This is a genomic window from Amycolatopsis sp. NPDC000009 (assembly GCF_055563465.1).
In genome coordinates, this window is the sequence record NZ_JBVHDI010000002.1 from 739,922 (window position 1) to 761,716 (window position 21,795).

At 69.1% G+C, this 21,795-nt stretch carries 18 protein-coding genes; 15 read left to right on the forward strand and 3 right to left on the reverse strand.

The annotated features are described in order from the left end of the window. Positions 1-819: 819 nt before the first annotated feature. From ACZ3HL_RS09670 to ACZ3HL_RS09685, 4 genes are all read left to right on the forward strand, one after another. On the forward strand, positions 820-2,529 hold the full coding sequence (locus ACZ3HL_RS09670) for an ABC transporter family substrate-binding protein (RefSeq protein ID WP_465530038.1): 1,710 nt from the start codon (positions 820-822) through the stop codon (positions 2,527-2,529). A 287-nt stretch (positions 2,530-2,816) separates the two neighbouring features. Beyond that, positions 2,817-4,622, forward strand: a complete 1,806-nt coding sequence (locus tag ACZ3HL_RS09675) for an ABC transporter family substrate-binding protein (protein ID WP_465529953.1) — start codon at positions 2,817-2,819, stop codon at positions 4,620-4,622. Between the two features lie 183 nt (positions 4,623-4,805). Continuing rightward, positions 4,806-5,822: an ABC transporter permease gene (locus ACZ3HL_RS09680; RefSeq protein ID WP_465411232.1), complete on the forward strand. Its 1,017-nt coding sequence runs from the start codon at positions 4,806-4,808 to the stop codon at positions 5,820-5,822. Then, positions 5,815-6,747 carry an ABC transporter permease gene (locus ACZ3HL_RS09685; RefSeq protein ID WP_465529955.1) on the forward strand — a complete coding sequence of 311 codons (933 nt, stop codon included), beginning with the start codon at positions 5,815-5,817 and terminating at the stop codon, positions 6,745-6,747. The genes ACZ3HL_RS09680 and ACZ3HL_RS09685 overlap by 8 nt, the downstream gene beginning before the upstream one ends. Positions 6,748-6,991: 244 nt before the next feature. On the opposite strand, the gene ACZ3HL_RS09690 is transcribed toward ACZ3HL_RS09685, so the two are convergent. After that, positions 6,992-8,770, reverse strand: a complete 1,779-nt coding sequence (locus ACZ3HL_RS09690; RefSeq protein WP_465411146.1) for an ABC transporter ATP-binding protein — start codon at positions 8,768-8,770, stop codon at positions 6,992-6,994. 158 nt (positions 8,771-8,928) lie between these two features. Here ACZ3HL_RS09690 and mshB point away from each other — a divergent pair, with 158 nt between their 5' ends. Genes mshB through ACZ3HL_RS09705 form a run of 3 tightly spaced genes read left to right on the forward strand, consistent with a single transcriptional unit; the run spans position 8,929 to position 10,983 of the window. Continuing rightward, positions 8,929-9,771 (forward strand): N-acetyl-1-D-myo-inositol-2-amino-2-deoxy-alpha-D-glucopyranoside deacetylase, encoded by an 843-nt coding sequence (gene mshB / locus ACZ3HL_RS09695; RefSeq protein WP_465529957.1) that lies wholly within the window; start codon positions 8,929-8,931, stop codon positions 9,769-9,771. Continuing rightward, the gene (locus ACZ3HL_RS09700; RefSeq protein ID WP_465411148.1) at positions 9,768-10,184 is read left to right on the forward strand and encodes a hypothetical protein; all 417 of its coding nucleotides are present in this window, start codon (positions 9,768-9,770) and stop codon (positions 10,182-10,184) included. The genes mshB and ACZ3HL_RS09700 overlap by 4 nt, the downstream gene beginning before the upstream one ends. After that, a complete protein-coding gene (locus ACZ3HL_RS09705; protein ID WP_465529959.1) occupies positions 10,177-10,983 on the forward strand; it encodes a hypothetical protein in 807 nt (268 codons plus the stop codon). The genes ACZ3HL_RS09700 and ACZ3HL_RS09705 overlap by 8 nt, the downstream gene beginning before the upstream one ends. On the opposite strand, the gene ACZ3HL_RS09710 is transcribed toward ACZ3HL_RS09705, so the two are convergent. After that, entirely contained in the window at positions 10,967-11,728 is a 762-nt protein-coding gene (locus tag ACZ3HL_RS09710; protein WP_465530040.1) for a site-2 protease family protein, read from the reverse strand. The genes ACZ3HL_RS09705 and ACZ3HL_RS09710 overlap by 17 nt on opposite strands. A gap of 171 nt (positions 11,729-11,899) precedes the next feature. On the opposite strand from ACZ3HL_RS09710, the gene ACZ3HL_RS09715 reads away from it, so the two are divergent. Together ACZ3HL_RS09715 and ACZ3HL_RS09720 are read left to right on the forward strand one after the other, a co-directional pair. Continuing rightward, positions 11,900-12,283 carry a WhiB family transcriptional regulator gene (locus ACZ3HL_RS09715; RefSeq protein WP_007028952.1) on the forward strand — a complete coding sequence of 128 codons (384 nt, stop codon included), beginning with the start codon at positions 11,900-11,902 and terminating at the stop codon, positions 12,281-12,283. A gap of 133 nt (positions 12,284-12,416) precedes the next feature. Next, positions 12,417-15,698, forward strand: coding sequence for a glycosyltransferase (locus ACZ3HL_RS09720; RefSeq protein WP_465529961.1), 3,282 nt, complete (start codon positions 12,417-12,419; stop codon positions 15,696-15,698). A gap of 411 nt (positions 15,699-16,109) precedes the next feature. On the opposite strand, the gene ACZ3HL_RS09725 is transcribed toward ACZ3HL_RS09720, so the two are convergent. Next, the gene (locus ACZ3HL_RS09725) at positions 16,110-16,541 is read right to left on the reverse strand and encodes a metallopeptidase family protein (RefSeq protein WP_016337110.1); all 432 of its coding nucleotides are present in this window, start codon (positions 16,539-16,541) and stop codon (positions 16,110-16,112) included. A 116-nt stretch (positions 16,542-16,657) separates the two neighbouring features. Here ACZ3HL_RS09725 and ACZ3HL_RS09730 point away from each other — a divergent pair, with 116 nt between their 5' ends. The 6 genes from ACZ3HL_RS09730 to ACZ3HL_RS09755 all read left to right on the forward strand — a co-directional run bounded on the left by ACZ3HL_RS09730 (position 16,658) and on the right by ACZ3HL_RS09755 (position 21,771). Further along, on the forward strand, positions 16,658-17,011 hold the full coding sequence (locus ACZ3HL_RS09730) for a DUF3499 domain-containing protein (RefSeq protein WP_073848429.1): 354 nt from the start codon (positions 16,658-16,660) through the stop codon (positions 17,009-17,011). Positions 17,012-17,083: 72 nt separating this feature from the next. Beyond that, complete coding sequence (locus ACZ3HL_RS09735) at positions 17,084-18,439, forward strand: phosphomannomutase/phosphoglucomutase (protein ID WP_465411151.1); 1,356 nt, start codon at positions 17,084-17,086, stop codon at positions 18,437-18,439. A 52-nt stretch (positions 18,440-18,491) separates the two neighbouring features. Beyond that, entirely contained in the window at positions 18,492-18,713 is a 222-nt protein-coding gene (locus tag ACZ3HL_RS09740) for a Trm112 family protein (protein ID WP_034305251.1), read from the forward strand. After that, positions 18,697-19,788 carry a hypothetical protein gene (locus tag ACZ3HL_RS09745; RefSeq protein WP_465529963.1) on the forward strand — a complete coding sequence of 364 codons (1,092 nt, stop codon included), beginning with the start codon at positions 18,697-18,699 and terminating at the stop codon, positions 19,786-19,788. The genes ACZ3HL_RS09740 and ACZ3HL_RS09745 overlap by 17 nt, the downstream gene beginning before the upstream one ends. A 66-nt stretch (positions 19,789-19,854) precedes the next feature. After that, complete coding sequence (manA, locus tag ACZ3HL_RS09750; RefSeq protein ID WP_465530042.1) at positions 19,855-21,078, forward strand: mannose-6-phosphate isomerase, class I; 1,224 nt, start codon at positions 19,855-19,857, stop codon at positions 21,076-21,078. A gap of 189 nt (positions 21,079-21,267) precedes the next feature. Next, positions 21,268-21,771 (forward strand): hypothetical protein, encoded by a 504-nt coding sequence (locus ACZ3HL_RS09755; RefSeq protein WP_465529965.1) that lies wholly within the window; start codon positions 21,268-21,270, stop codon positions 21,769-21,771. Positions 21,772-21,795: the final 24 nt, after the last annotated feature.

The window sequence follows — 21,795 nt, forward strand, 5'->3', positions numbered from 1 at the left end:
ATGTCCTGTAGGGCCCTTTCCCCGGCGCCAGCCCCTTGTAACGGGGCCTTCCTGTACTGGCCCACCTGAGCGCACGACTCGCGGCGGGACCGGTCCCGCCGCGAGTCGTCCGGCTGGACACGTGTGTCGTCCACTCGGTCACGCGTGTCGTCCGTCGGATCACCCGTGCTGCCCGGCGCTGGGTGTCCAAGCCACGACCGGCTCTGGCCCGATCAGCCCCGGTCTTGACTTCGACCAATGGCATCAGCTCACTCACCGTGAGTAGGCGTCCTCCGGCGTTTTCGGGTGCCAATGTGGTCACGCACCGTATTCGGACGGGCGTTCTTCGTTAAAGAAAGGTCCTTTCCCGACAATTCCGAGGGAAAGCCGATCTCCATTTCGGACGGTGTTCACAACACCGGAACACCCCGGACGGAACGGCGCCGGAGCGGCCGCCTGCGCCGCGCCGAGAACGCGGATCCGGGCGGGCGCGAAACAAAAGACCCTAAATGCGTCCGGATAGGACTCACGGTCGCGATCGTTTCGGTCGTCAATCGTGCGGTGGCGAACATTCCGGCGGCCGTTCCGGAATGTTCCGGGTTTGCGGAACCGATTGCCGGGCGGGCGCGCTTCGGCCGCTCCGAAAAGCCTCGGCCGGGCAGGAACCCCGGGGGCCTCCCGGACGTCCACCGGAGGAGGACGGCATCCGGTCGGGCGACGGCCGGGCCGATATGGGAATCTCGCAGCCGAGGCCATGTCGGGCGTGATAGCTCTATGGCGACGTGGCGAGGGACAAACCAGGAGGATCCAGGCGTGCGGTCACGGACCACAGCGGCACCCATGCTGGCGTGCGCGGCGGTGCTCCTCGCCGCCTGCAGCAACACCCCGCCCCCGCCCGTGGTCAGCTCTTCAGCCTCCCCGGTGAGCTCGTCGACCACGAAGACGCCTTCGCAGGTCGTCGTGGGTGTCGACGACGTCCTCGGCGGCTACAACCCCCACAGCCTCGCCGACGCTTCCCAGGTCACGTCGGCGCTTTCGCAGCTGCTGCTCCCGTCGGTGTTCCGCCCCAAGGACGACGGCAGCTTCGAGCTGGACAAGAACCTGATGAAGTCCGCCGAGGTCGTGTCGCAGCAGCCGTTCACGGTCGCGTACACGATCCGCCCGGACGCCTCCTGGTCCGACAGCGCGCCGATCGCCGCCGAGGACTTCGCCTATCTCCGCGAGGCGATGCGCGACCAGCCGGGCGTCATCGGCGCCGCCGGCTATCGGCTGATCTCGGACATCCAGTCGCGTGAAGGCGGCAAGCGGGTCGAGGTCACCTTCGCCAAACCGTATCCGGGCTGGCAGACGCTTTTCGGCAACCTCCTGCCCGCGCATCTGCTCAAGGACGCCCCGAACGGGTGGCAGGGCGCGCTGGCGTCGACGTTCCCGGCGGTCGGCGGCCCGTACTCGATCAAGGGCCTCGACACCGCGCGCGGTGAGATCACCCTGGAGCGCAACGAACGCTATTGGGAGAAACCCTCCGCCCTCGACCGGATCGTGCTCCGTGCGGCCGATCAGGACGGCACACTGGCCGCCCTGCGCAGCGGCAACGACCAGTTCGCGATGACCAGGACCGACGGCACCGGCCTGAAACGGCTCGGGGAACTCGGCTCCGCCGTCCAGCTGCACACGGTCGCGCGTCCCACGGTCGCGCAGATCCTCCTGCGGCCGGTGAGCTCGACGCTGTCGGATCCCAAGGTGCGCGAAGGCGTCACCGCGCTGATCGACCGCGGCAAACTGATCACCGAGGCGACCGACGGCGGCCCGTCCGACAAGCTCCGTGCCGACGCGCAGGTCCGCGTCCCGTCGGCTCCCGGTTTCCAGCCGACGATCCCGGCCCCCGGCCCGCCGTCCGCGGCCGATCCCGTCAAGGGCGAGGAACTGCTCAAATCCGCCGGATACACCAAGGAAGCGGGCACCTGGCGGAAGAACGGGAAGAACCTTTCGCTGGTCGTCGCCTCGCCCGCCAAACAGGAGCCGTACGCGACGATCGCCAAGGAGCTGACGGCGCAACTGGTGGCCGCGGGGATCGAGGTCAACGCGATCGCCCCGCAGCCGAGGGAGCTCTTCTCGACGATGCTGGCCATGCCGGTGCTCGACGGGATCCAGCAGACGACGCCGGAGGGCGCGGGCAACGTCGGCATCGACATCGCGGTGATCGGCCAGGTCACCGGCGGTGCGGACGTCGCTTCGGTACTGGCGTCCACCTTCGGCTGCCGTCCCGATCAGCTCGCCGACCCGGCCAAGGCGGTCGTCCCGGGGAACCCGCTGGGCTTCTGCGATCCGGCCCTGCAGCCCTCGATCGACGCCGCGCTGACCGGCGCCACCCCGGCGGCCGAGACGCTTTCGGCCCTGGAACCGGAATTGTGGCGTCGGAATGTTGCCATTCCGTTGTTCCAGCTGGCCGATACCCTCGCCATCGGCTCTGGTATTTCCGGAGTAACCGCAGGTCCTCCGATGGTGGGCCCTTTCGGGTCCGCGGTGAACTGGACACGGGGTCCGAAGTAGCCGTTTCGAGTCCGAGTCGGACCCTGGCGGGTGACCTTTCCCGGCACGTTCGAGTGGTGGACTGATTCCTCAAGGTAACCAGTGTATTTCCCGATGTCGGCCGCAAGTTACCCTTTGGTCACGATCGCCCCGGAACTGGTGACTGTTCGTGCATTTCCTTTCTAGCGTGCACCGGCAGTGCGCCAAATGAGTGTTGCTTGGCGTGTCATAGGCTCCGGGCCATCTCACCGGAGCGGTGTGGGGTCCTGTTCCGATCTCAGGAACCCAGTGCTAGGAGGGCACACTTCATGAGGAAGTCCAAGGCAGTCTCCGCCTGGTCGCTGGTCGCGGCCTCCGCGCTCGTGCTGAGCGCATGCAGCGGTGGCGACAGCGGCAGTTCCGACCAGAACGGGTCGTCGACCGATATCAAGAGCATGGCGACCGGCAAGGCGCAGAGCGGTGAGAACTTCAAGCTCGCGGACACCCCGGGGTACGAAGGCACCGTCACCGTGGGTATCGACGACGGGTACTCGGGCTACAACAACGACACGCCCGACACCAACACGTCGTACAACACCTACATCCTGACCGCCGTGCTCGCCGGCGCCGACGTGCTCGACGGCAACAACAAGGTGCTGCTGAACAACGACGTGTTCGACTCCTGGGAGGTCACCTCCAAGGAGCCGCAGACCGTCGTCTACAAGATCAAGCCGAACGTCAAGTGGTCGGACAACGAGGCGTTCGACTGCGACGACATGTACCTGTCGTGGCTGGCGCACTCCGGCAAGGCGAAGACCTCCGACGGCAAGCAGGCCTTCCTCGCCGCTTCGACGACCGGCTACCAGCTGATCAACGAGGCGACCTGCAAGGACGACCTGACCTTCGAGACCAAGTACACCGAGCCGTACCTGGACTACAAGGGTCTGTTCAACTCGACCGCGATCATGCCCGCGCACATCGTCGAGAAGAACTCGGGCGTCGCCGACATCACCAAGCTGACCCCGGCCAGCGACCCCGCCGAGCTGGCGAAGGCCGGTGACTTCTGGACCAACGGCTTCAAGGGCTTCAAGGCCGACGTCATGCCGGCTTCGGGTCCCTACAAGATCACCGCGTTCGACGCCAACCAGAAGGCCGTCACGCTGGAGAAGAACCCCAACTGGATCGGTGGCAAGGGTGGCCCCTCCAAGATCGTCGTGAGGGCGATGGAGGACACCAAGGCCATGGCGACCGCGCTGCAGAACGGTGAGATCGACGTCGCCGCTTCGACCCAGCCCGACGCCACCGCGGCCAACACCATGAAGAGCCTTTCCGCCCAGGGCATCACCTACGGTTCGGCCTCGCAGCTGACCTTCGAGCACATCGACCTCAACTACGGTCGCATGTTCAAGGACAAGGACCTGCGCAAGGCGTTCTTCGAGGTCGTCAACCGCCAGGAGATCACCGACAAGCTGCTCAAGGAGGTCCAGGCCGACGCGACCCCGCTGAACAGCATCGTGTTCATGCCGGGCGAGCAGGGCTTCAAGGACCTGTACAGCAGCAAGGCCGGTCTGGGCGCCGAGGCCGCGGCCAAGACGCTGACCGACGCCGGCTGGGTCAAGGGTGGCGACGGTATCTTCGCCAAGAACGGCCAGCGCGCGTCGTTCAAGATCTCGCACAACCAGAACGCCCGCCGTCAGCAGACCGTCGAGATCATCATCTCGCAGGCCAAGGCCGCCGGTATCGAGATCACGGACGACCAGGACGCGAACTTCCTGAAGGGTGGCCGTCTCGCGGCCAGCGACTACGACGCCGCGCTCTTCGGCTGGTCCGCCGCTCCGTTCAAGGCCGAGCAGAAGTCGATCTACATCACCCGTGTCGACGACAGCAGCCAGAACTACCAGGGCCTGTCGAACCCGACGATCGACGCGGCCTTCGAGGCTGCCGTGAAGGCCACCGACGAGGCCGTGCAGCTGGAGAACTACCAGAAGGCCGACCAGGCGATCGCGGACGAGTACGCGACGCTGCCGCTGTTCCAGACCCCGTCCATGTGGGCGTTCAAGGGCATCGACCGCACGTACATGCAGTCGTACAACGGTGTCCTGTGGAACGTCGGTGAGTGGGAGCAGAAGAAGTAGGCTTTTCGCCCGCTTTTTCTCACCATTCGCTTACGCGATCCTGGTGGTACGGGGGTCCGGCCAAAAGCCGGGCCCCCGTACCCGCCGGAAGTAGCTGTTGGCCGTAGGGTTACCGCCACTACGGTGGACAACCGGGCAGCGGTCCAGCACTTCGGCGGCCAGGCCCGGATGAGGAGCAGTTCGTTGAACCTGGTGATCTACATTCTTCGCCGTCTGGCGATATCGATCCCCGTCCTTCTGGTCGGGACTTTCCTGTGTTTCATCATGGTCGCCGGCACCGGTGACCCGCTCGCCGAGATGAAGAGCAACCCGGCCATGAGCCAGGAAGCCATCGCGCAGATGGCTTCGAAGCTCGGGCTGGACCAGGGCATCGTGCCCCGGTACTTCACCTGGCTCGGCAACTTCGTCACCGGCGACTGGGGCGTGTCCATCGCACAGGGCAACGCGCAGGCCGAGGTGTTCCCGAAGGTCATGGCCGCGTTCGAGGTCACCTTGAAGCTCGTCGTCGGAGCCGAGATCCTCGCACTCGTCCTCGGCGTCCTCGTCGGTGTGGTCGCGGCGGTCAAGCAGTACTCGATCATCGACTACATCGCCACCACGCTGGCCTTCCTGCTGTTCTCGATGCCGATCTTCTGCGTCGCCATCGTGCTCAAGCGCTACGCGATCGAGTTCAACGGCTGGGTCCGGGACCTGGGACTGTCCGATGTGCTCGGTAACCCGTGGATCCGCACCACGAGCCCGGAATCGCTGAATTTCGACGGTCCAGGCGGTTTCCTGGCCAGTTACATCGGCGCGTATCTGCTTCCGACGCTGTCCATCATGGCCATCAGCTTCGCCGCGTACAGCCGGTTCCAGCGCGCTTCGATGCTGGAGACGCTGAACGCGGACTACGTGCGGACCGCGCGCGCCAAGGGACTCGCCAACGGCCGGGTCATCTTCCGCCACGCCTTCCGGAACGCGCTCATCCCGGTGACCACGCTGTTCTCCGTCAACTTCGGTGCCGTGCTCTCGGGCGCGATCATCACCGAGACGGTGTTCAACTGGAATGGCATGGGCAAGCTGCTCGTCGAAGCCGTGACCAAGAGCGACACCCAGGTGATGATGGGGTGGCTGGTGCTCATCGCCAGCAGCATCATCGTCGCCAACCTGATCGCCGATCTGATGTACGGCATCCTGGACCCGAGGATTCGCGTTGGCTGACTTGAACTCCCTCATCGCGGCGGAAGGCTCCAAGCCCGCCGATGGCTCGCTTCCGGAGGAGGCGCTCCCCGAGCCGCAGAGTCAGGGCAAGCTGGTCCTGCGGAAGTTCCTGCGGCACAAGCTGGCGATGGTCTGCACCGGGATCCTGCTGCTGCTGGTGCTCACCGTGCTGATCATGCCGATCTTCTGGCCGTACAACTACGAGGACAGCTCGTTCCCGTCCTTCGCGGACCCGAGTGCCGAGTACCCCCTCGGCACCACCCAGGTCGGCAAGGAGATGGTGTCGCAGATCCTGCGCGGCACCCAGTACTCGTTGCTGATCGCGCTGATCGTGTCGCTCGTCGCCACCACCATCGGCACCGTTTTCGGTGCCATGGCGGGGTATCTCCGCGGCTTCACCGACTCGGCGATCTCCCGCGTGACGGACCTGTTCCTGATCGTCCCGCAGATCGCGGCCGCGGCCATCCTGGCCAAGGTGTTCGGCGGCGGTACCTGGTACATCGTCGCGATGGTGCTGGCGGCCTTCGGCTGGATGCCGATCGCCCGTATCGCCAGGGCCGAATCGATGTCGCTGTCCCAGCGCGAGTTCGTGGACGCCGCCCGCGCGTCCGGCGCCGGGACGTTCCACATCGTGTTCAAGCACCTGGTGCCGAACATGGTCGGCCTCATCACGGTCAACGCGACCCTCGCGATCGCGCAGGCCGTGCTGATCGAGGCGGCCCTGTCGTTCATCGGGCTCGGGGTGCAGCTGCCGGACACTTCGCTCGGCCGCGTCATCCTCGAGAACTACGCGCAGCTGCAGGCGCGGCCGGCGCTGTTCTTCGGCCCGTTCGTCGTGCTGGTGCTGATCTCGCTGACGATCAACTTCATCGGTGACGGCCTGCGGGACGCTTTCGACCCGCGGCAGCGCAAGATGAAGGCGTAAGGCTCCTATATCGCGTGAAGGCCCCCTTCCCTCGGCTCAGCCGCGGGAAGGGGGCCTTCACGCGCGTCAGGGGCTCTCGCGACTCGAGTGGGGCGACGACACCCGTGTCGTCCATCCAGTCACGCGAGTTACGCCTCCAATCACGCGAGATACGCCTCCAGACACGCGAGTGTCGCCTTGATACGTGAAGGCCCCCTTCACCGCGTCAGACGCGGTGAAGGGGGCCTTCACGGACTTCCGAGGGTCAGTCGGCCACCGGGGCCAGCTTGCCCGCCTCCCAGGCCGCACGCCGCTCGGCCTGCAGCACCGGGTCCGCGACCGGGGCGGCCGACAGCAGGCGACGGGTGTAGTCCTCGCGCGGCGAGTGCAGGACCTGGTCACGCGTGCCGACCTCGACCAGCTTGCCGTGCTGCATCACCGCGACGCGGTCGGCCAGCAGGTCGACGACGGCCAGGTCGTGGCTGATGAACAGGCAGGCGAACTGCAGCGAGCGCTGCAGGTCCAGGAACAGGTCCAGCACCCGCGCCTGCACCGACACGTCCAGCGCCGAGGTCGGCTCGTCCGCGATCAGCAGCGCCGGGTCGAGCGACAGCGCCCGCGCGATGGCGACGCGCTGGCGCTGGCCGCCGGACAGCTCGTGCGGGTACCGGTTGCGGTAGTGGCCGCCGAGCTCGACCTTGTCCAAAAGGGACGCCACGCGCTCGTTCAGGGCCTTGCCCTGCAGGAACTTGTGCAGCACCATCGGCTCGGCGATCGATTCGCCGATGGTCATCTTCGGGTCCAGTGTGGACGCCGGGTCCTGGAACACGATCGAGAAGTAGCGGCGCAGCGGGCGCAGCTCCTTGTTCGACATGTTCGTGATGTCCTTGCCCGCGATCGACACGGTGCCAGCGGTCGGGCTCAGCAGGCGGATCGCGCAGCGGCCGACGGTCGACTTGCCGGAACCGGACTCACCGACCAGCCCGACGATCTCGCCCTTGGCGATGCTCAGCGAGACGTCGTCCACCGCGCGGTTCTTCGCCTGGCCGCGACGGCCGGGGTACTCCAGCACGAGGTTCTTGATCTCGAGCGCGGGCGCGTTCTCCTCGATCACCGCGGCGAGCTCGGAGTCCTCGAGGCGGATCTCCTCGGCGATCTTCGTGGCCTCGTCGCTGTCGGCGGAGATGCCGTCTTCGAGCAGGCGGCGGCCTTCCGGACGCTGGCCCAGCACGGGGACCGCGGCGAGCAGCTTGCGGGTGTACTCCTGCGACGGCGACGCGAACAGGTCGCGCACCGGCGCCTCTTCGACGATGTTGCCCTGGTACATCACGACCACGCGGTCGGCGAGGTCGGCGACGACGCCCATGTCGTGCGTGATCAGCACGATCGCGGTGTTGAGGGTGTCGCGCAGCTTGCGCAGCAGGCCGAGGATCTCCGCCTGCACGGTGACGTCGAGCGCCGTGGTCGGCTCGTCGGCGATGATGACCTTCGGGTCGCACGAGATCGCCATCGCGATGACGACGCGCTGCCGCAGACCGCCGGAGAGCTGGTGCGGGTACTGCTTGAAGCGCAGCGGCGGGTTCGGGATGCCGACCATCTCCAGCAGCTCGATGGCACGCTTGTCGGCGGCTTCCTTCGAGATGTCCTGGTGCGAGCGGAGCGCCTCACGCAGCTGCCAGCCGACGGTGTAGACCGGGTTCAGCGCGGTCATCGGCTCCTGGAAGATCATCGCGACCTGGTTGCCGCGGATCTTCTGGAGGTCCTTCTCCTTGAGGTCGGCCAGGTTGCGCTCGCCGAGGCGAAGCTCGCCCGCGATCCGGCTCGTCTTCGGGAGCAACCCGAGCACCGACATCGAGGTCACCGACTTACCGGAACCGGACTCGCCGACCACCGCGACGATCTCGCCGGGCTTGACGTCGAATCCGATGCCCTTGACGGCGTCGACCACGCCGTCGTCGGTCGGGAACGAGACGCTCAGGTCGGAGATGGACAGAACCGAACCCGACACGCCGCCGAGGTCCGACGATGCTGCTTCAGTGCTCACCAAGATGCCCTTCGTGGGGGTACATATGGCCACGGCGCAAAGCCCGTGACTCGCGCGAGGATAACCGAGAGTCGCCCGACTAAGGTCGGTGCTCTCCGGCTTCCGTTCCCGACACCCTATAAAGGAAAGCGCGCCGTGTTCGAATTAGTCTTCAAGCCGTGATCTCCGATCTGCCCAAATTGCTCCTCGTGCACGCCCATCCGGACGACGAGAGCATCACCACCGGTGGCACCGTCGCGCGTTACGCGGCCGAAGGCGCCGAAGTGACCGTTGTCACGTGCACTCTCGGTGAGGAAGGCGAGATCATCCCGCCGTCCCTCGACGGTCTCGGTTCGTGGGCTTCGGACCAGCTCGGCGGCTACCGCGCGGGCGAGCTGGCGTCGGCCTGCGCGGCGCTGGGCGTCACCCGGCACCGCTATCTCGGCGGCATCGGCCGCTGGCGTGACTCGGGCATGGCCGGGACGCCGTCGGCGGCCCATCCGCGCGCGTTCTCCGGCGGCGACCTCGACGAGCAGGCGGCTCAGCTCGCCGAGATCCTCGACGAGGTCCGGCCCCAGGTCGTCGTCACGTATGACGCCTTCGGGGGTTACGGGCACCCCGACCACATCCGTGCGCACGAGGTCACGATGGCCGCCGCGCCGAAGGCCGCGTCGGTCGAGCGGGTCTTCCACACCGTCTCTTCCCGCGACGCCGTCGCGGCCGGCCTCGCCGCGCTGCGCGGACGCTCCTCGTTCCGGGTTCCCGAAGACGGCGAGCTGCCGGTGACCCCGGACGAGACCATCACGACCGTCCTCGACGTGAGCGAGCACATCCCGGCGAAGGCGGCCGCGCTGCGGGCTCACGAGACCCAGGTCAGCGTGCCCGCCCAGCCGCATCTCGCGGATCACTTCGCGCTGAGCAACGACATCGCGCAGCCGATCACCCCGAACGAGTACTTCGTGCTCGCCCATGGACCGGCCGAAGGCGCCGCGGCCGATCTGTTCGGGGGCCTCGCGAGGTGAACACGCCGCTCACGTCGCGCCAGCGTCTGCTGCTCGCCCTGCTGACCTTCGACGCGTTCCTGCTCGGCCTGCTCGAACTGTTCTTCCTGCCGCTCCGCCTCGACGGGATCGTGCTGCCGAAGGTCGGGGACGCGCCCCTGCCGGTGACCGTGGTGCTCGCGGTGATCACCACTCCGCTGCTGGTGCGGACGACCGCGAAAGTGGTGCGGCCCTCCTTTTCGGTGATTCCGCTGCTCGTCTGGGTACTAGTCGTACTGGGAATGGGCGCGACCGGACCCGGTGGTGATCTGGTGCTGATACAGGACTGGCGGGCCTTGCTGCTGATCGGCGGCGGGGCGTTGCCGGGAGCACTGGCGCTGGGTGGCGGTCTGGGAAGGACGGCGAAAGCCGCGAAGGGAGTCAGCGGTGGGTGATGCGATTTCGGACCGTCAGGTCGTGGCGGTGCTGCGGCCGTTCGTCCGCGCCTGCGGGCCGATGGTCGACGCGCTGCGCGACGCGGACCCGTTCGGCCTGCAGGCCAGAGGGCGCCGTCACGAGGATCTCGACGGCGTCGAGCCCGGGCTGAAGGACAAGCTGCTCAACGGGATCACCTCGGTCAAGGTGCCCGGTACCGCGGCGTGGGCCGAGATGTCGAACTACCAGCGGACCGACTGGTGGGTGAACCGGGTCGGCCGGTTCACCGCGCTGATCACCGCGATCCCCGGTCTCGGCGGCGCGCTGGCCGACCGGCTCCCCGTGCAGGACGCGCTCGGCTCGGCGGCACAAGGCGTGTTGCTGTGCGCGATCGCGGGGGAGTACGGCGTGACCGATGTCGGCGCCCGCGTCCGGCTGATCGCGTGGGTCCTTTTCGAACGCGACATCGACCCGGTGATCGCGGCGGGCAAACACGCCGAACACGACAAGGCCGCCGAAGACGACGAAGCGGCCAAGCTCACCGAAGAACTCGACGACGCGAAGAAGAAGCACGGGAAGATCACCCTGAAGGCGGCCGCCGGCACGTTGTGGCGGCTCGGCCGGGGCCTGCTGGGCATCGTCGACGAACTGGAGAAGCGGCCTCGCGGCCGTCTTTTCCACCGTGCGCTCGGGAAGCTGCCGGTCGTCGGCATGGCGGGCGACTACCTCGGCGAGCGATCAGGCCTCAAACGCGTCTGGAAGCGGGCACACGAATGGTTCACCGAGCACCCTGAGGGCGAGCTCACCGCCAGAACATGAACGCGTCTTGTCCGTACTGCGCGGCGCGCGTGAAGCCGCCGACGGAATCGAAGATCGCGTAGGACACCTCCCAGAACAGGGCGCTGGCTCCGGGAACGGCGATCAGCACCGCGAACAGCGCCAGCGGCGCCCACGGCCGGACCTTCGCGCCGAACTCCCGCGCGCCGGGCGAAAGGTACGGCTCGATCGCGCCCCAGCCGTCGAGTCCGGGGATCGGCAGGATGTTCAGGATGAACGTGACGACCTGAAGCAGCGCCAGGAACGAAAGCCCGATCACGAGACCGGACGACATCGGCACCAGCGCGATGACGAGGGTCAGCAGGACACCGACGCCGAGGTTGCTCAGCGGCCCGGCGAGTGACACCCACGACTGGACCGCGCGTGACCGCAGGCGTCCGTGTTCGATCCAGACCGCGCCGCCCGGCAGCGGGATGCCGCCGATGACGAGGAATACCAACGGCAGGACGATGGACAGGATCGGATCCGTGTACTTCCGGACGTCCATCGACAGGTAACCCTTGTGGGCGACGCTGTGATCACCGCCGCGGAACGCGACGACCGCGTGTCCGAATTCGTGGAGCGTCAGTGACGCGACCCAGCCGCCGATGACGAGCAGGATCACGCCGATGGTGATCAGCGGGTCGTAGTCCTGGCGGGAAATCGTGGTGTTGTCACCGAAAGCCGCCAGTACACCGCCCAGGACGGTGACCGCGAGGATGCCGAGGAAGATCGGGCTGGGCCGCACTGCTGATCTCTGCACCCCTCCAGTCTTCCGTATGCCCGATGTGAAGTTCTCGGCGTGTCCCCTTGCGCTCCCGCGCGCGGGTATCCCCCGAACTCGCTACTCCGCTTGACCTGACCGCACTACACGGGTGTAATCACAGTGATGTCATTCGTCGCTGGAAGGGGGCGGCGGATGGTGTTTCAACACCGCCAGCCTGGGGAGTGCGTGGACAGCGAGGAGGCGGACGTGCGGTTGGAAGCAGATGGAAGGGAATGGGGGCAAGTCGTGGGTTGGGGTGAGGTCCCGGAGCAGCAACTGGGCGATCTCACCGAGCTTTTCGACGACGCCTCCGCGGAAGAGCAGGACTGGCAGGAACGGGCCCTCTGCGCGCAGACGGACCCGGAGGCGTTCTTCCCCGAGAAGGGCGGCTCCACCCGTGAAGCCAAGCGGATCTGCCTCGGTTGCGAGGTCAAGGACGAGTGCCTCGAGTACGCCCTCGCGCATGACGAGCGGTTCGGTATTTGGGGCGGGCTCTCCGAACGTGAGCGTAGGAAACTGAAAAAGCGAGCTGTGTGACGGCGATCTCCGGCGGCCTGTGCGCGCCGGAGATCGCTTATGCCCGCTTCCACATAGTGGGGCCACCAACGGGTGACAGGGTCGCGTCGTAGGGTGGCGGCACTCGACTTCGCCGCCACATCTGGAGTGCCCGTTGTCCCGCACTGCCGCGTCACCTGTGTTGCGCACGGTCCCCGTTCTGGCCATTGTGGTCTGTCACGACGGCGAGAACTGGTTGCCACTGGCGCTTTCCGCGCTGCGGCGCAGCGGAGTCCGGCCGCGGCACATCCTCGCGGTCGACACCGGATCCACCGACGGGACGGCGAAGATCCTCGCCGACGCGGCGTCCGTCGGCGAAGCACCGGTCCTGGACGGAATTCTCACACTTTCCCGTGATGTCGGCTTCGGCGCCGCCGTCAGCGAGGCCGTCGAGCACGCCGTCGAACGCTGGGGTGATCCCGGTGGCTGGCTCTGGCTGCTGCACGACGACTGTGCGCCGGAGCCCGACTGCCTCGAAAACCTGTTGTCAGCGGCCGAAAACGAGCCCGAGGCGACGGTGCTCGGCCCGCTCGCGGTGGACTGGAGCGACCCGCGGCTCATCGTCGAAGCCGGGTTGTCGACCGACGCCATCGGCCACCGGCAGCAGATCTCACCGGACGAGAACGACACCGCGGTGCTCGCCGTGCCGAGCGCGGGATCGCTGGTGCGGCGGGAAGTCTGGCACGAACTCGGCGGCTACGACCTCCGATTTCCCTTGCTGCGCGAGGATCTCGACTTCGGCTGGCGGGCCAACGCCGCGGGTGGCCGCGTGCTCTCGGTGCCGGCCGCCCGGATCCGGCACGCTCGCGCGCTCAGCACCGGGCAACGCGAACCGGACGCCCTCGGTCTTTCCCTGGCGACGGCGAACCGCGCGCACGGGCTGCGGGTGTTCCTCGTCAACTGCTCCCCACTGTCCTTTTGGTTCGGGCTTTTTCGAATTCCGGTGTTCGCGGTGCTACGGGCGCTCGCGTTCCTGGTGCTCCGGCGCACCGGCGAGGCGGGCGCGGAACTTTCGGCCGCCTGGTACCTGCTGCGCGGCCGCGGCGGGCTGCGCGCGGCCCGCGCCGAACGCCGGAAGACCGGCAGGCCGGGCCGGGTACGCGGGCTGTTCACCGGCCGGATGACGCGGGTGCGCAACGCGGTGCGCGCCGGTGTCGTCGGTCTCGTCCGGCGTGGGGTGGAACGGGATTTCGCCCTCGGGACGGTGCCGGAGAGCGTCGATCAGGAAGGGGCCTGGATCCCGCCGGAGGCGGTGAAGGCCGGACAGGATCGTCCGGTCGGCCCCGGGGCGCTGCCGGCGGGGGCGATGCGCGGTGTCGGCTCGCGGGGGACGGGCCTGCGGCGGCCCAGCGGTGTCGTCGCGGTCGCCGTTCCCGAGCAACCCGCGGCGGAGGGGCCGAAACCGTCGCCGGTGCCGCGGGACGGCGGACGACGGCCGGAACCGGAACTCGTGTTCGTCGAGGTCGACCGGAAACGCGTGCTCGGCGCGACCGTGTTCGCCCCGCCGGTGATCGTGCTCGTCGTGTTGACGGCCCTCGCGTTCGTGGTCAACGGTTCCCGGCTCGGGCTGGATCTCTTCGGCGGGAAGCTGCTGCCGGTCGGCGGGCTCGGCGAGATCTGGTCGTCGTATCTCGCGCCGTGGCACGCGATCGCGGGCGGGACGGCGAGCCCCGCGCCCGCGACGCTGCCGGTGCTGGGGACGCTCGGCGCGATCTTCACCCCGATCGGTGGCCCCGCCGCGCTGGTCGCCATCCTGCTGATCGGCGACATCCCGCTCGCCGCTCTGAGCGCGTACGCCGCCACTCGGCACCTTCGCGTTCGGCGCTGGGTTCGGGCCGTCGTCGCGGCGGCGTACGGCGTGCTCCCCGCGGCCACGGCTTCGGTCGCGCAGGGACGGCTCGACGTCGTCGTCGTGCATCTGCTGCTGCCCCTGGTGATCGCGGGCATCGTCGGGCTGCTGGTGCGCGCGGACTCGCGCTGGCTGCACGTTTCCGCGCTGAGCGCGATCGGGCTGGCGCTGATCGGCGCCTTCTCCCCACTGGCGCACGCGCTGGCGCTGGTCGGGTTGCTGATCGGGTTCGTGGTGCTGCCGTCGCCGACCGGGCTCGCGCGGCGGATCGCGTCGGTCGGCATCGTGGTGTTCCTGCCGCTGGCGTTGCTGCTGCCGTGGCCGAGTGTGCTGCTGCGGCATCCGGAACTGCTGTTGCACGGGCTCGGCGGCGGCGCCACCGCCGCGTCCGGGGCCGACCTCGCCGGGCTGGACCCGGGCGGTCCCGGTGCCTGGCCGATCGGGGTGGCGCTGGTCGCGGCCGCGATCGTCGCGCTGGTGGTGCGGCCGTCGAAGGGCGCCGCCGGCGGTGTCGCGGTCGTCGTGCTGGGTGTGCTCGGGCTGGTGGCGGTGCGGTTCGTGGCCGTGACGCCGATGTCGGGCGGCGCCCACGCGACCGGATACGCCGGGGTGCCGCTGCTGGTGATCAGCGCCGGACTGCTGTGGACGGTGCTGGCGACCTGGCAGCGGGGCGGGTCCGGGGTCGACCCCGCGCCGTGGCTGGCGAAGGTCACGGCGGTGGCCGGGGTGTTCGTGCTGCTGGCGCTGGCGACCGGTGCGGTCGTCGCCGGCCGGGAAGGGCCTTTGCGCGCGGGTGAGCGTCCCTCGCTGGCTCCGGAGATTTCGGCGGAACTGGCCGCGAGTGGCCGCTCGGTGCTGGTGATCGGTGCTGTTCAGGATGGTGCCCGGCAGACCGGTGGGCGGTTGCCGAGTTTCGGCGACGACGAGTTCGCGCCGACGCCGGGCAGCGCCGACCGGCTCGCCTCATGGCGCCGGGACCTCCTGCAAGGCTCGCCGGACGCGGTCAAACAGGCCTTCGCGGCTGCTTTGGCCTCGGGGGTCGCGTACGTTGTCCTGCCGAGCGGCGCCGATGGTGGCGCCTTCGTCGAACTCGCGCGTGACCTGGTGGTTTTGGCGGCGCCGACCTCGGACGGGCGTCCGGTGCTGCGCTTGCTGCCCGCCGGTGGGCAGGTGGCGTTGATCTCGCCGGAACTGGCGCAGGCGGCCGTGACCGGGAAGGGCGCGCCGGGGGCGTCGCCCGGGGTGGCGCCGGTGCAGGCCGGGCTGCCGGACGTGCGGGTGCGCGTCTCGGAGGGACCGACCGGGCGGCTGCTCGTGCTGGCCGCGGAGTTCGAGGCGGGCTGGCAGGCGAGCGTGGACGGCAAGGCGGTGCCGATCGTGCGGGCGTGGGGGCATCAGGTGGCGGTCTCGGTTCCGCCGACGCCGTCGGAGGTCGTCGTGGAGCATCAGGGGACGACGCGGAATCTGCTGCTGCTGGCGCAGATGGCGGCGGTTTTGTTCACGCTGCTGACGGCTGTTCCTACGCGGAGGCGTACTTCCGCTTCTTGAGGTGCTTGGTGTCCTGAAGGCCCCCTTTGAGACGTTGGGCGTCTCAAAGGGGGCCTTCAGGACGTTCGGCCGCCTTGCGCTTCGGGCTCCGATGTCCCCAATGTGGCATTGGGGACACTCAGCGTCCCCAATGTGGCATTGGGGGCATCTCCGCCTCCCGGTGCGGAGGGCAGGTACCCGGCTCAGGTTTCCTGATGTCGCATTGGGGTCGCACAGCGTCTCGAATGCGGCATCGGGAACCTTCTGAGCCACCTGCCCAAGACCGAGCCATCCAGTTGTCCACAGCCCCTTCCCCTTGTGGACAACTCGGCGCTCCAGTGCCGTTTCCGCAGGTCCCGTCGCTGTCGCGCGATACACTGGGCTGGGGACGCCCCCCGGGGAAGGGCGGGGGCTGGGGTGCGGAGGTGAGGGCTATTCGCCTTCGATGACGTCGGGTTCGACGCCGAGGTAGCCCGCCACCTGTTCGACGAGGACATCGTGCACGAGTTCCGCGAGTTCGCCGGGGTCCTTCGCGCGCGCTTCGAGGGGGCGGCGGTAGAGGACGATGCGGGCCCGCGTCGGGAGGCCGGCGCGGTCGACGCCGGCGGGCACGAGCCGCGAGAGCGGGACGGCGCCGTCGTGCAGCACGCCGTCGACTCCGGCCGGTGCGCCATCCGAGCGAACTTCGGGGACGTCGTCGACGGCGACGTCGAGCTTCGTCAGCTCGTGCCGCCACCGCGCTTCGATCGGTTCGAGCGCGTCCAAAACCAGCGCGTCGAACCTTTCCGCCCTGCTAGCGGCGGCGGGAAGGGTCGACGGATACAGCGCCCCGCGCAGGCCCCGGCCGTGCCGGTCCCGGCGCATCCGCCGTCGCTGTCGGGAATCACGAGCCGTCGCCACGAACCGAAGGGTACGCGCTCGGCGATTCAAAGCGCGTGTCGCCGGTACGCCCGGCTCGCGACGCGCTATCGTTCTCGATCGTGCGGAGCGTACGAAAGTGTTCGCGAACGGGTTGTCTCGAACCCGCTGTCGCCACGCTCACGTATGCCTACAGTGATTCGACAGCCGTCGTGGGCCCACTGGCCACCGCGAGCGAGCCGCACTCCTATGACCTCTGCGAGGCGCACGCCCTCCGGCTGACCGTGCCCAAGGGCTGGGAAGTCGTCCGGCACGAAGGGGCCTTCGCCGCCCCGGACCCGTCCGCCGACGAGCTGACCGCGCTGGCCGAGGCCGTGCGCGAGGCGGGCCGGTCCGACAAGCCCGCGCCCGAGCCCGAACCCGAGGGCCCCTCGGGCAGGCGCGGCCACCTGCGCGTCCTGCCCGGCCGCGCCTGACGCGAGGGCTCGCCGGTAGGCTTTCGAGCGCGCCAGAGGGCGTTGTAACGAGACTATTGGCGGGGAGCAGGCGTGCCAGACCTTTCGGGCATCGTGAAGGCCTACGACATTCGCGGCGTGGTCGGTGAGCAGCTGGACGCGGCACTCGTCCGCGACATCGGATCGGCGTTCGCCCTGTTGATCAAGCCGGAGTCCGACTCCGTGGTGATCGGTCACGACATGCGCGACTCCTCGCCCGAGCTGTCCGCCGCGTTCGCCGACGGCGTGACCTCGCAGGGGCTCGACGTCGTGTCGATCGGCCTCGCCAGCACCGACCAGCTGTACTTCGCGTCCGGGTCGCTCAACCTGCCGGGCGCCATGTTCACCGCCAGCCACAACCCGGCGAAGTACAACGGCATCAAGCTGTGCCGTTCGGGCGCCGCCCCCGTCGGCCAGGACTCCGGTCTCGCGGAGATCCGCGACACCGTCGAGCAGGGCGTGCCCGCCTTCGAGGGCCAGCGCGGTTCGGTGACCGAGAAGGACGTCCTCGCGGACTACGCGGCGTACCTGCGCAACCTCGTCGACCTGTCGGGCAGCCGCCCGCTGAAGGTCGTCGTCGACGCCGGCAACGGCATGGGCGGCTACACCGTTCCGACGGTTTTCGCGGGCCTGCCCATCGAGGTCGTCCCGATGTACTTCGAGCTCGACGGCAACTTCCCGAACCACGAGGCCAACCCGCTCGACCCGAAGAACATCGTCGACCTCCAGGCGAAGGTGCGCGAGGAAGGCGCCGACGCGGGACTCGCCTTCGACGGCGACGCGGACCGCTGCTTCGTCGTCGACGAGCGCGGCGAGCCGGTCTCGCCGAGCGCCATCACCGCGCTGGTCGCGATCCGCGAGCTGGAGAAGGAGCCGGGCGGCACCATCATCCACAACCTGATCACGTCGAAGGGCGTCCCGGAGATCGTCGCCGAGCACGGCGGCAAGCCGGTGCGCACCCGGGTCGGGCACTCGTTCATCAAGGCCGAGATGGCCAAGACCGGCGCGATCTTCGGCGGAGAGCACTCCGCGCACTACTACTTCCGTGACTTCTGGCGTGCCGACACCGGCATGCTGGCCGCGCTGCACGTGCTCGCCGCCCTCGGCGAGCAGGCGGGACCGCTGTCCGAGCTGACGGCGGAGTACTCGCGCTACTCGGCCTCCGGTGAGATCAACTCCACCGTCGACGACCAGGTCGCGCGCATGATGGCGGTCAAGGACGCGTTCGGCGCCCGCGACGGCGTCGAAATCGACGAACTGGACGGGCTCACCGTGCAGCTCCCCGGCGGCGGCTGGTTCAACCTGCGCCCGTCCAACACCGAGCCGCTGCTCCGCCTGAACGTCGAGGCCGCCGACGCCGAGGCCGTCCGGGCACTGACCGAAGACGTATTGGCGATCGTCCGTGGGTAACGAATGTGTCGTGAAAACACCCATAGAGACGTCCCACAGGTAGGGAGTAACCATGGCCGTCACGTTCGACGCACAGTTGCTGGAGATCCTGGCCTGCCCGTCCCCCGATCACGCGCCGCTGCGGCCGGGGACGCCGGCCGACCCGGAGGCCGACGCACTGACCTGCACGGAATGCGGTCGCGTGTATCCGGTCCGTGATGGAATCCCGGTACTGTTGCTGGACGAAGCCACCGAGCCGACGACCCCGGATGGCGCCCATGCCGACGGTCCCTGACGAATCCCTGCTCGACGATCCCGCGAGGCTGGCCGAGGCCGACACCGCGGGGCTTCTCCGTGCCGCCGCCATGGCGGGCGCCCAGGTCCGGGCGACCGCCGAAGCCGCGGCCGAAATCGAGCTGAGTGATCGCCTGGACGTCGGGCGCCCGCGCTCGCTCGTGCTGATCGACCGGCCGGGCGTCAGCCGGACGCTGACCAGGCTGGTCGCCGCGCTCCTGACCCCGTCGTGCCCGGTGCCGGTGGTCGTCGCCGAGGTGGTGCCGAGCTGGATCGGCGCGCTCGACGTGGTCTTCGCGCACACCGACGACGCCGGTGACCGCGAGCTGGCCGCCTCCTTGGAACGCGCCGCCCGGTTCGGGGCGACCGTCGTGCTGTCCGCGCCCGAAGAAGGCCCCGTCGCGGCCGCCGTCGCGGGCAAGGGGCTCCTGCTCGCGCCGAGGCTCCCGGTCCCGCCGGAGATGGCGTTCCCCCGTGGGCTCGCCGCCGCCCTGCTGACCGCGAACGCGCTCGGCCTGCTGGTGGCCGATCTGGAGCAGCTCGCGGACCACCTCGACGCGGAGGCCGAGAAGGACTACCTGGCCAGGGACTCGTTCGCGAACCCGGCCAAGGCGATGGCGCTGAAACTGGCCGAGCGCCAGCCGCTGCTGTGGGGGCTGGACCCGGTCGCGGTCGCCGTCGGCGAACACGCGGCCCACGCGTTCGCCGCGCACGCCGCCCTCGTCTGTGACGTGGAGGACTATCGCCAGGCGCTGGCCAGGCCCGCTTTGCGGCGGGCGGCGTTGTCCGGGGGCGTGGATCGCGATATCTTCGCGGACCCGGAAGAGGGGGCCGTCGCGACGCCGAGGGTGCTGCTCCTCTCCGTTCGCACGGGGCCCGCCGCCGAGGCGGCCCGCTATCAGGCGGAAGACCTGCTGCCCGGCGGCGACGTGATCGCCCCGGCCGAAGAGATCGAAACGGACGAGATCGTGCGTGCGGCCGTTCTCGCGCTCCGTTTCGAGCTGGCCGCGGTCTATCTGGGGCTGGCCGTCGGCAGCATCGGCGGCGCCGGGAGGTACACGCCCGCAACGGCGTGAATCCCGAGCGCGACGTAAGCAATGAGGGCCGGCACCACCCGTGCCCGGCGAGGAGTTGAGGTGACAGTGGAGCTGCTGCGCAATGCCGTGCGGCCCTACGCGTGGGGATCCAGGACGACGATCCCCGAGCTGCTGGGGCGCCCGGTGCCGGCGCCGCATCCGGAGGCGGAACTGTGGATGGGCGCCCACCCCGGCGACCCGTCGCACGTCATCGGCCCGGACGGCACCGAGCGGAGCCTGCTGGAGCTCGTCGAAGCCGATCCGGTCGGCCAGCTCGGCACGACCTGCGCCGGCCGCTGGGGCGGCAGGCTGCCGTTCCTGCTGAAGATCCTCGCCGCCGAAGAGCCGCTTTCGATGCAGGCGCACCCGTCGGCCGCGCAGGCGGCGGAGGGCTACGCGCGCGAGGAGTCGGCGGGGATCCCGCGTGACGCCTCGAACCGCAACTACCCGGATCCGACGGCGAAGCCGGAACTCGTCTGCGCGCTGACGGAGTTCCACGCGCTGGCCGGCTTCCGCGACCCGGAGCGCACGATCTCGCTGCTGAAGGCGATCGAGACGCCCGGCCTGGCGAAATACGCGGTGCTGCTGGAGGCCCAGCCGGATCCGGCCGGGCTGCGCGCCCTGTTCACCACCTGGATCACCTTGCCGCAGGCGGCGCTCGACGAGCTGCTGCCCGAGGTCCTCGATTCCTGCGTGAAGCACGTCCAGGAACGCGGCGAGTTCGATGTCGAATGCCGCACCATCCTGGAGCTCGGCGAGTCGCATCCCCGGGACGCGGGCGTGCTCGCGGCGCTGCTGCTCAACCGGCTCACCCTCAGCGCGGGCGAGGCGATCTACCTGCCCGCCGGGAATCTGCACCTGTACCTGCACGGAACCGCCATCGAAATCCTGGCGAACTCGGACAACATCCTGCGCTGCGGGCTGACCCCGAAGCACGTCGACGTGCCGGAGCTGCTGCGCGTCGTCGACTTCGCGTGCGGCGAGATGCCGGTCCAGACCGGTGAACGTGAGGAGCGCATGTCGGTGTACCGCACCGACGCGCCGGAATTCGAGCTGTCGCGGATCGAATGGGAGGCCGGGGACGGCGGCGAGGTCGCCGTCCACGACGTCGGCCCGCAGATCCTGCTGTGCACCGCCGGGAGCCTGCTGGTGACGGCCGACGACGGCGAGCAGGTCGAACTCCGCCGCGGCCAGTCGGTGTGGCTTCCGGCCGCCGACCCCGCCGTCCGGGTGCGGCCGCTGTCTGGCGAGCGCACCCAGGTGTTCCGCGCCACCGCCGGCACCTGCTGATTTCGCGCGTTTAGTCCTCTGGATGCGGTCCTTGCGCGCGCAAGGACCGCATCCAGAGGACTAAACGCGCGGGGGCTTGGCCGAAGTGTGTTCGTTCCGTGTGGTGGGTTCCGCAACTATCGCCCGAAGGGGTGACCCGGCGCTTGGCGTCGGCTCGTCCCGGATGTCGATAGCCAAGGAGCAGCAGTAGTGACTTCCCATCCCGACACGGCGAGCGGACGCGCTTACCGGGTGCCGGTCTCCGCGCGCCCCACCGCCCTGCTCGCCGCGCTCGGAGCCGCCGTGGTGACCGTGCTCGTCCCGGTCGTCGACCTGGTGCTCCCGCTGCCGAGCGGCCAGGACCTGGTCGGCTCCGCGCAGGCGCTGTCGGGGCTGGCGGGCGAAATGATCGAGGCCGTCAAGACCGCGGGCTCCGGCCTGCACGGTCTCGCCGCCGGCGCGGAGAGCAGGCTGAGCCTTCCGCTGCTCGTGCTCGTCTCGCTCGGCGCGCAGGTGCTGCTCACGGCCGCGCTGGTGGTGACGGGCACCCAGCCCGTCCGCGTGATGCTGACCGTCGCCGGGCTGATCAACGTGTTCGCGGTCGCGCGGCTCGGGCCCGCCGCGCCGCCGGTGTGGGACGCCGCGGCCAACGGCGTGCTGGTGATCGTGCTGGCCTGGTTCTCCGCCGGACGGCGCGAACCACGGCTCGGGTGATCCGCGGCCGATGGTGACTTCCGG

Coding starts and splice junctions, on each gene's coding strand:
- ACZ3HL_RS09745 (WP_465529963.1), top strand. CDS start 18,697: ATGCCGACGGTCCCTGACGAATCCCTGCTCGACGATCCCGCGAGGCTG.
- ACZ3HL_RS09740 (WP_034305251.1), top strand. CDS start 18,492: ATGGCCGTCACGTTCGACGCACAGTTGCTGGAGATCCTGGCCTGCCCG.
- ACZ3HL_RS09670 (WP_465530038.1), top strand. CDS start 820: ATGCTGGCGTGCGCGGCGGTGCTCCTCGCCGCCTGCAGCAACACCCCG.
- ACZ3HL_RS09725 (WP_016337110.1), bottom strand. CDS start 16,541: ATGCGCCGGGACCGGCACGGCCGGGGCCTGCGCGGGGCGCTGTATCCG.
- ACZ3HL_RS09715 (WP_007028952.1), top strand. CDS start 11,900: ATGGTGTTTCAACACCGCCAGCCTGGGGAGTGCGTGGACAGCGAGGAG.
- ACZ3HL_RS09675 (WP_465529953.1), top strand. CDS start 2,817: ATGAGGAAGTCCAAGGCAGTCTCCGCCTGGTCGCTGGTCGCGGCCTCC.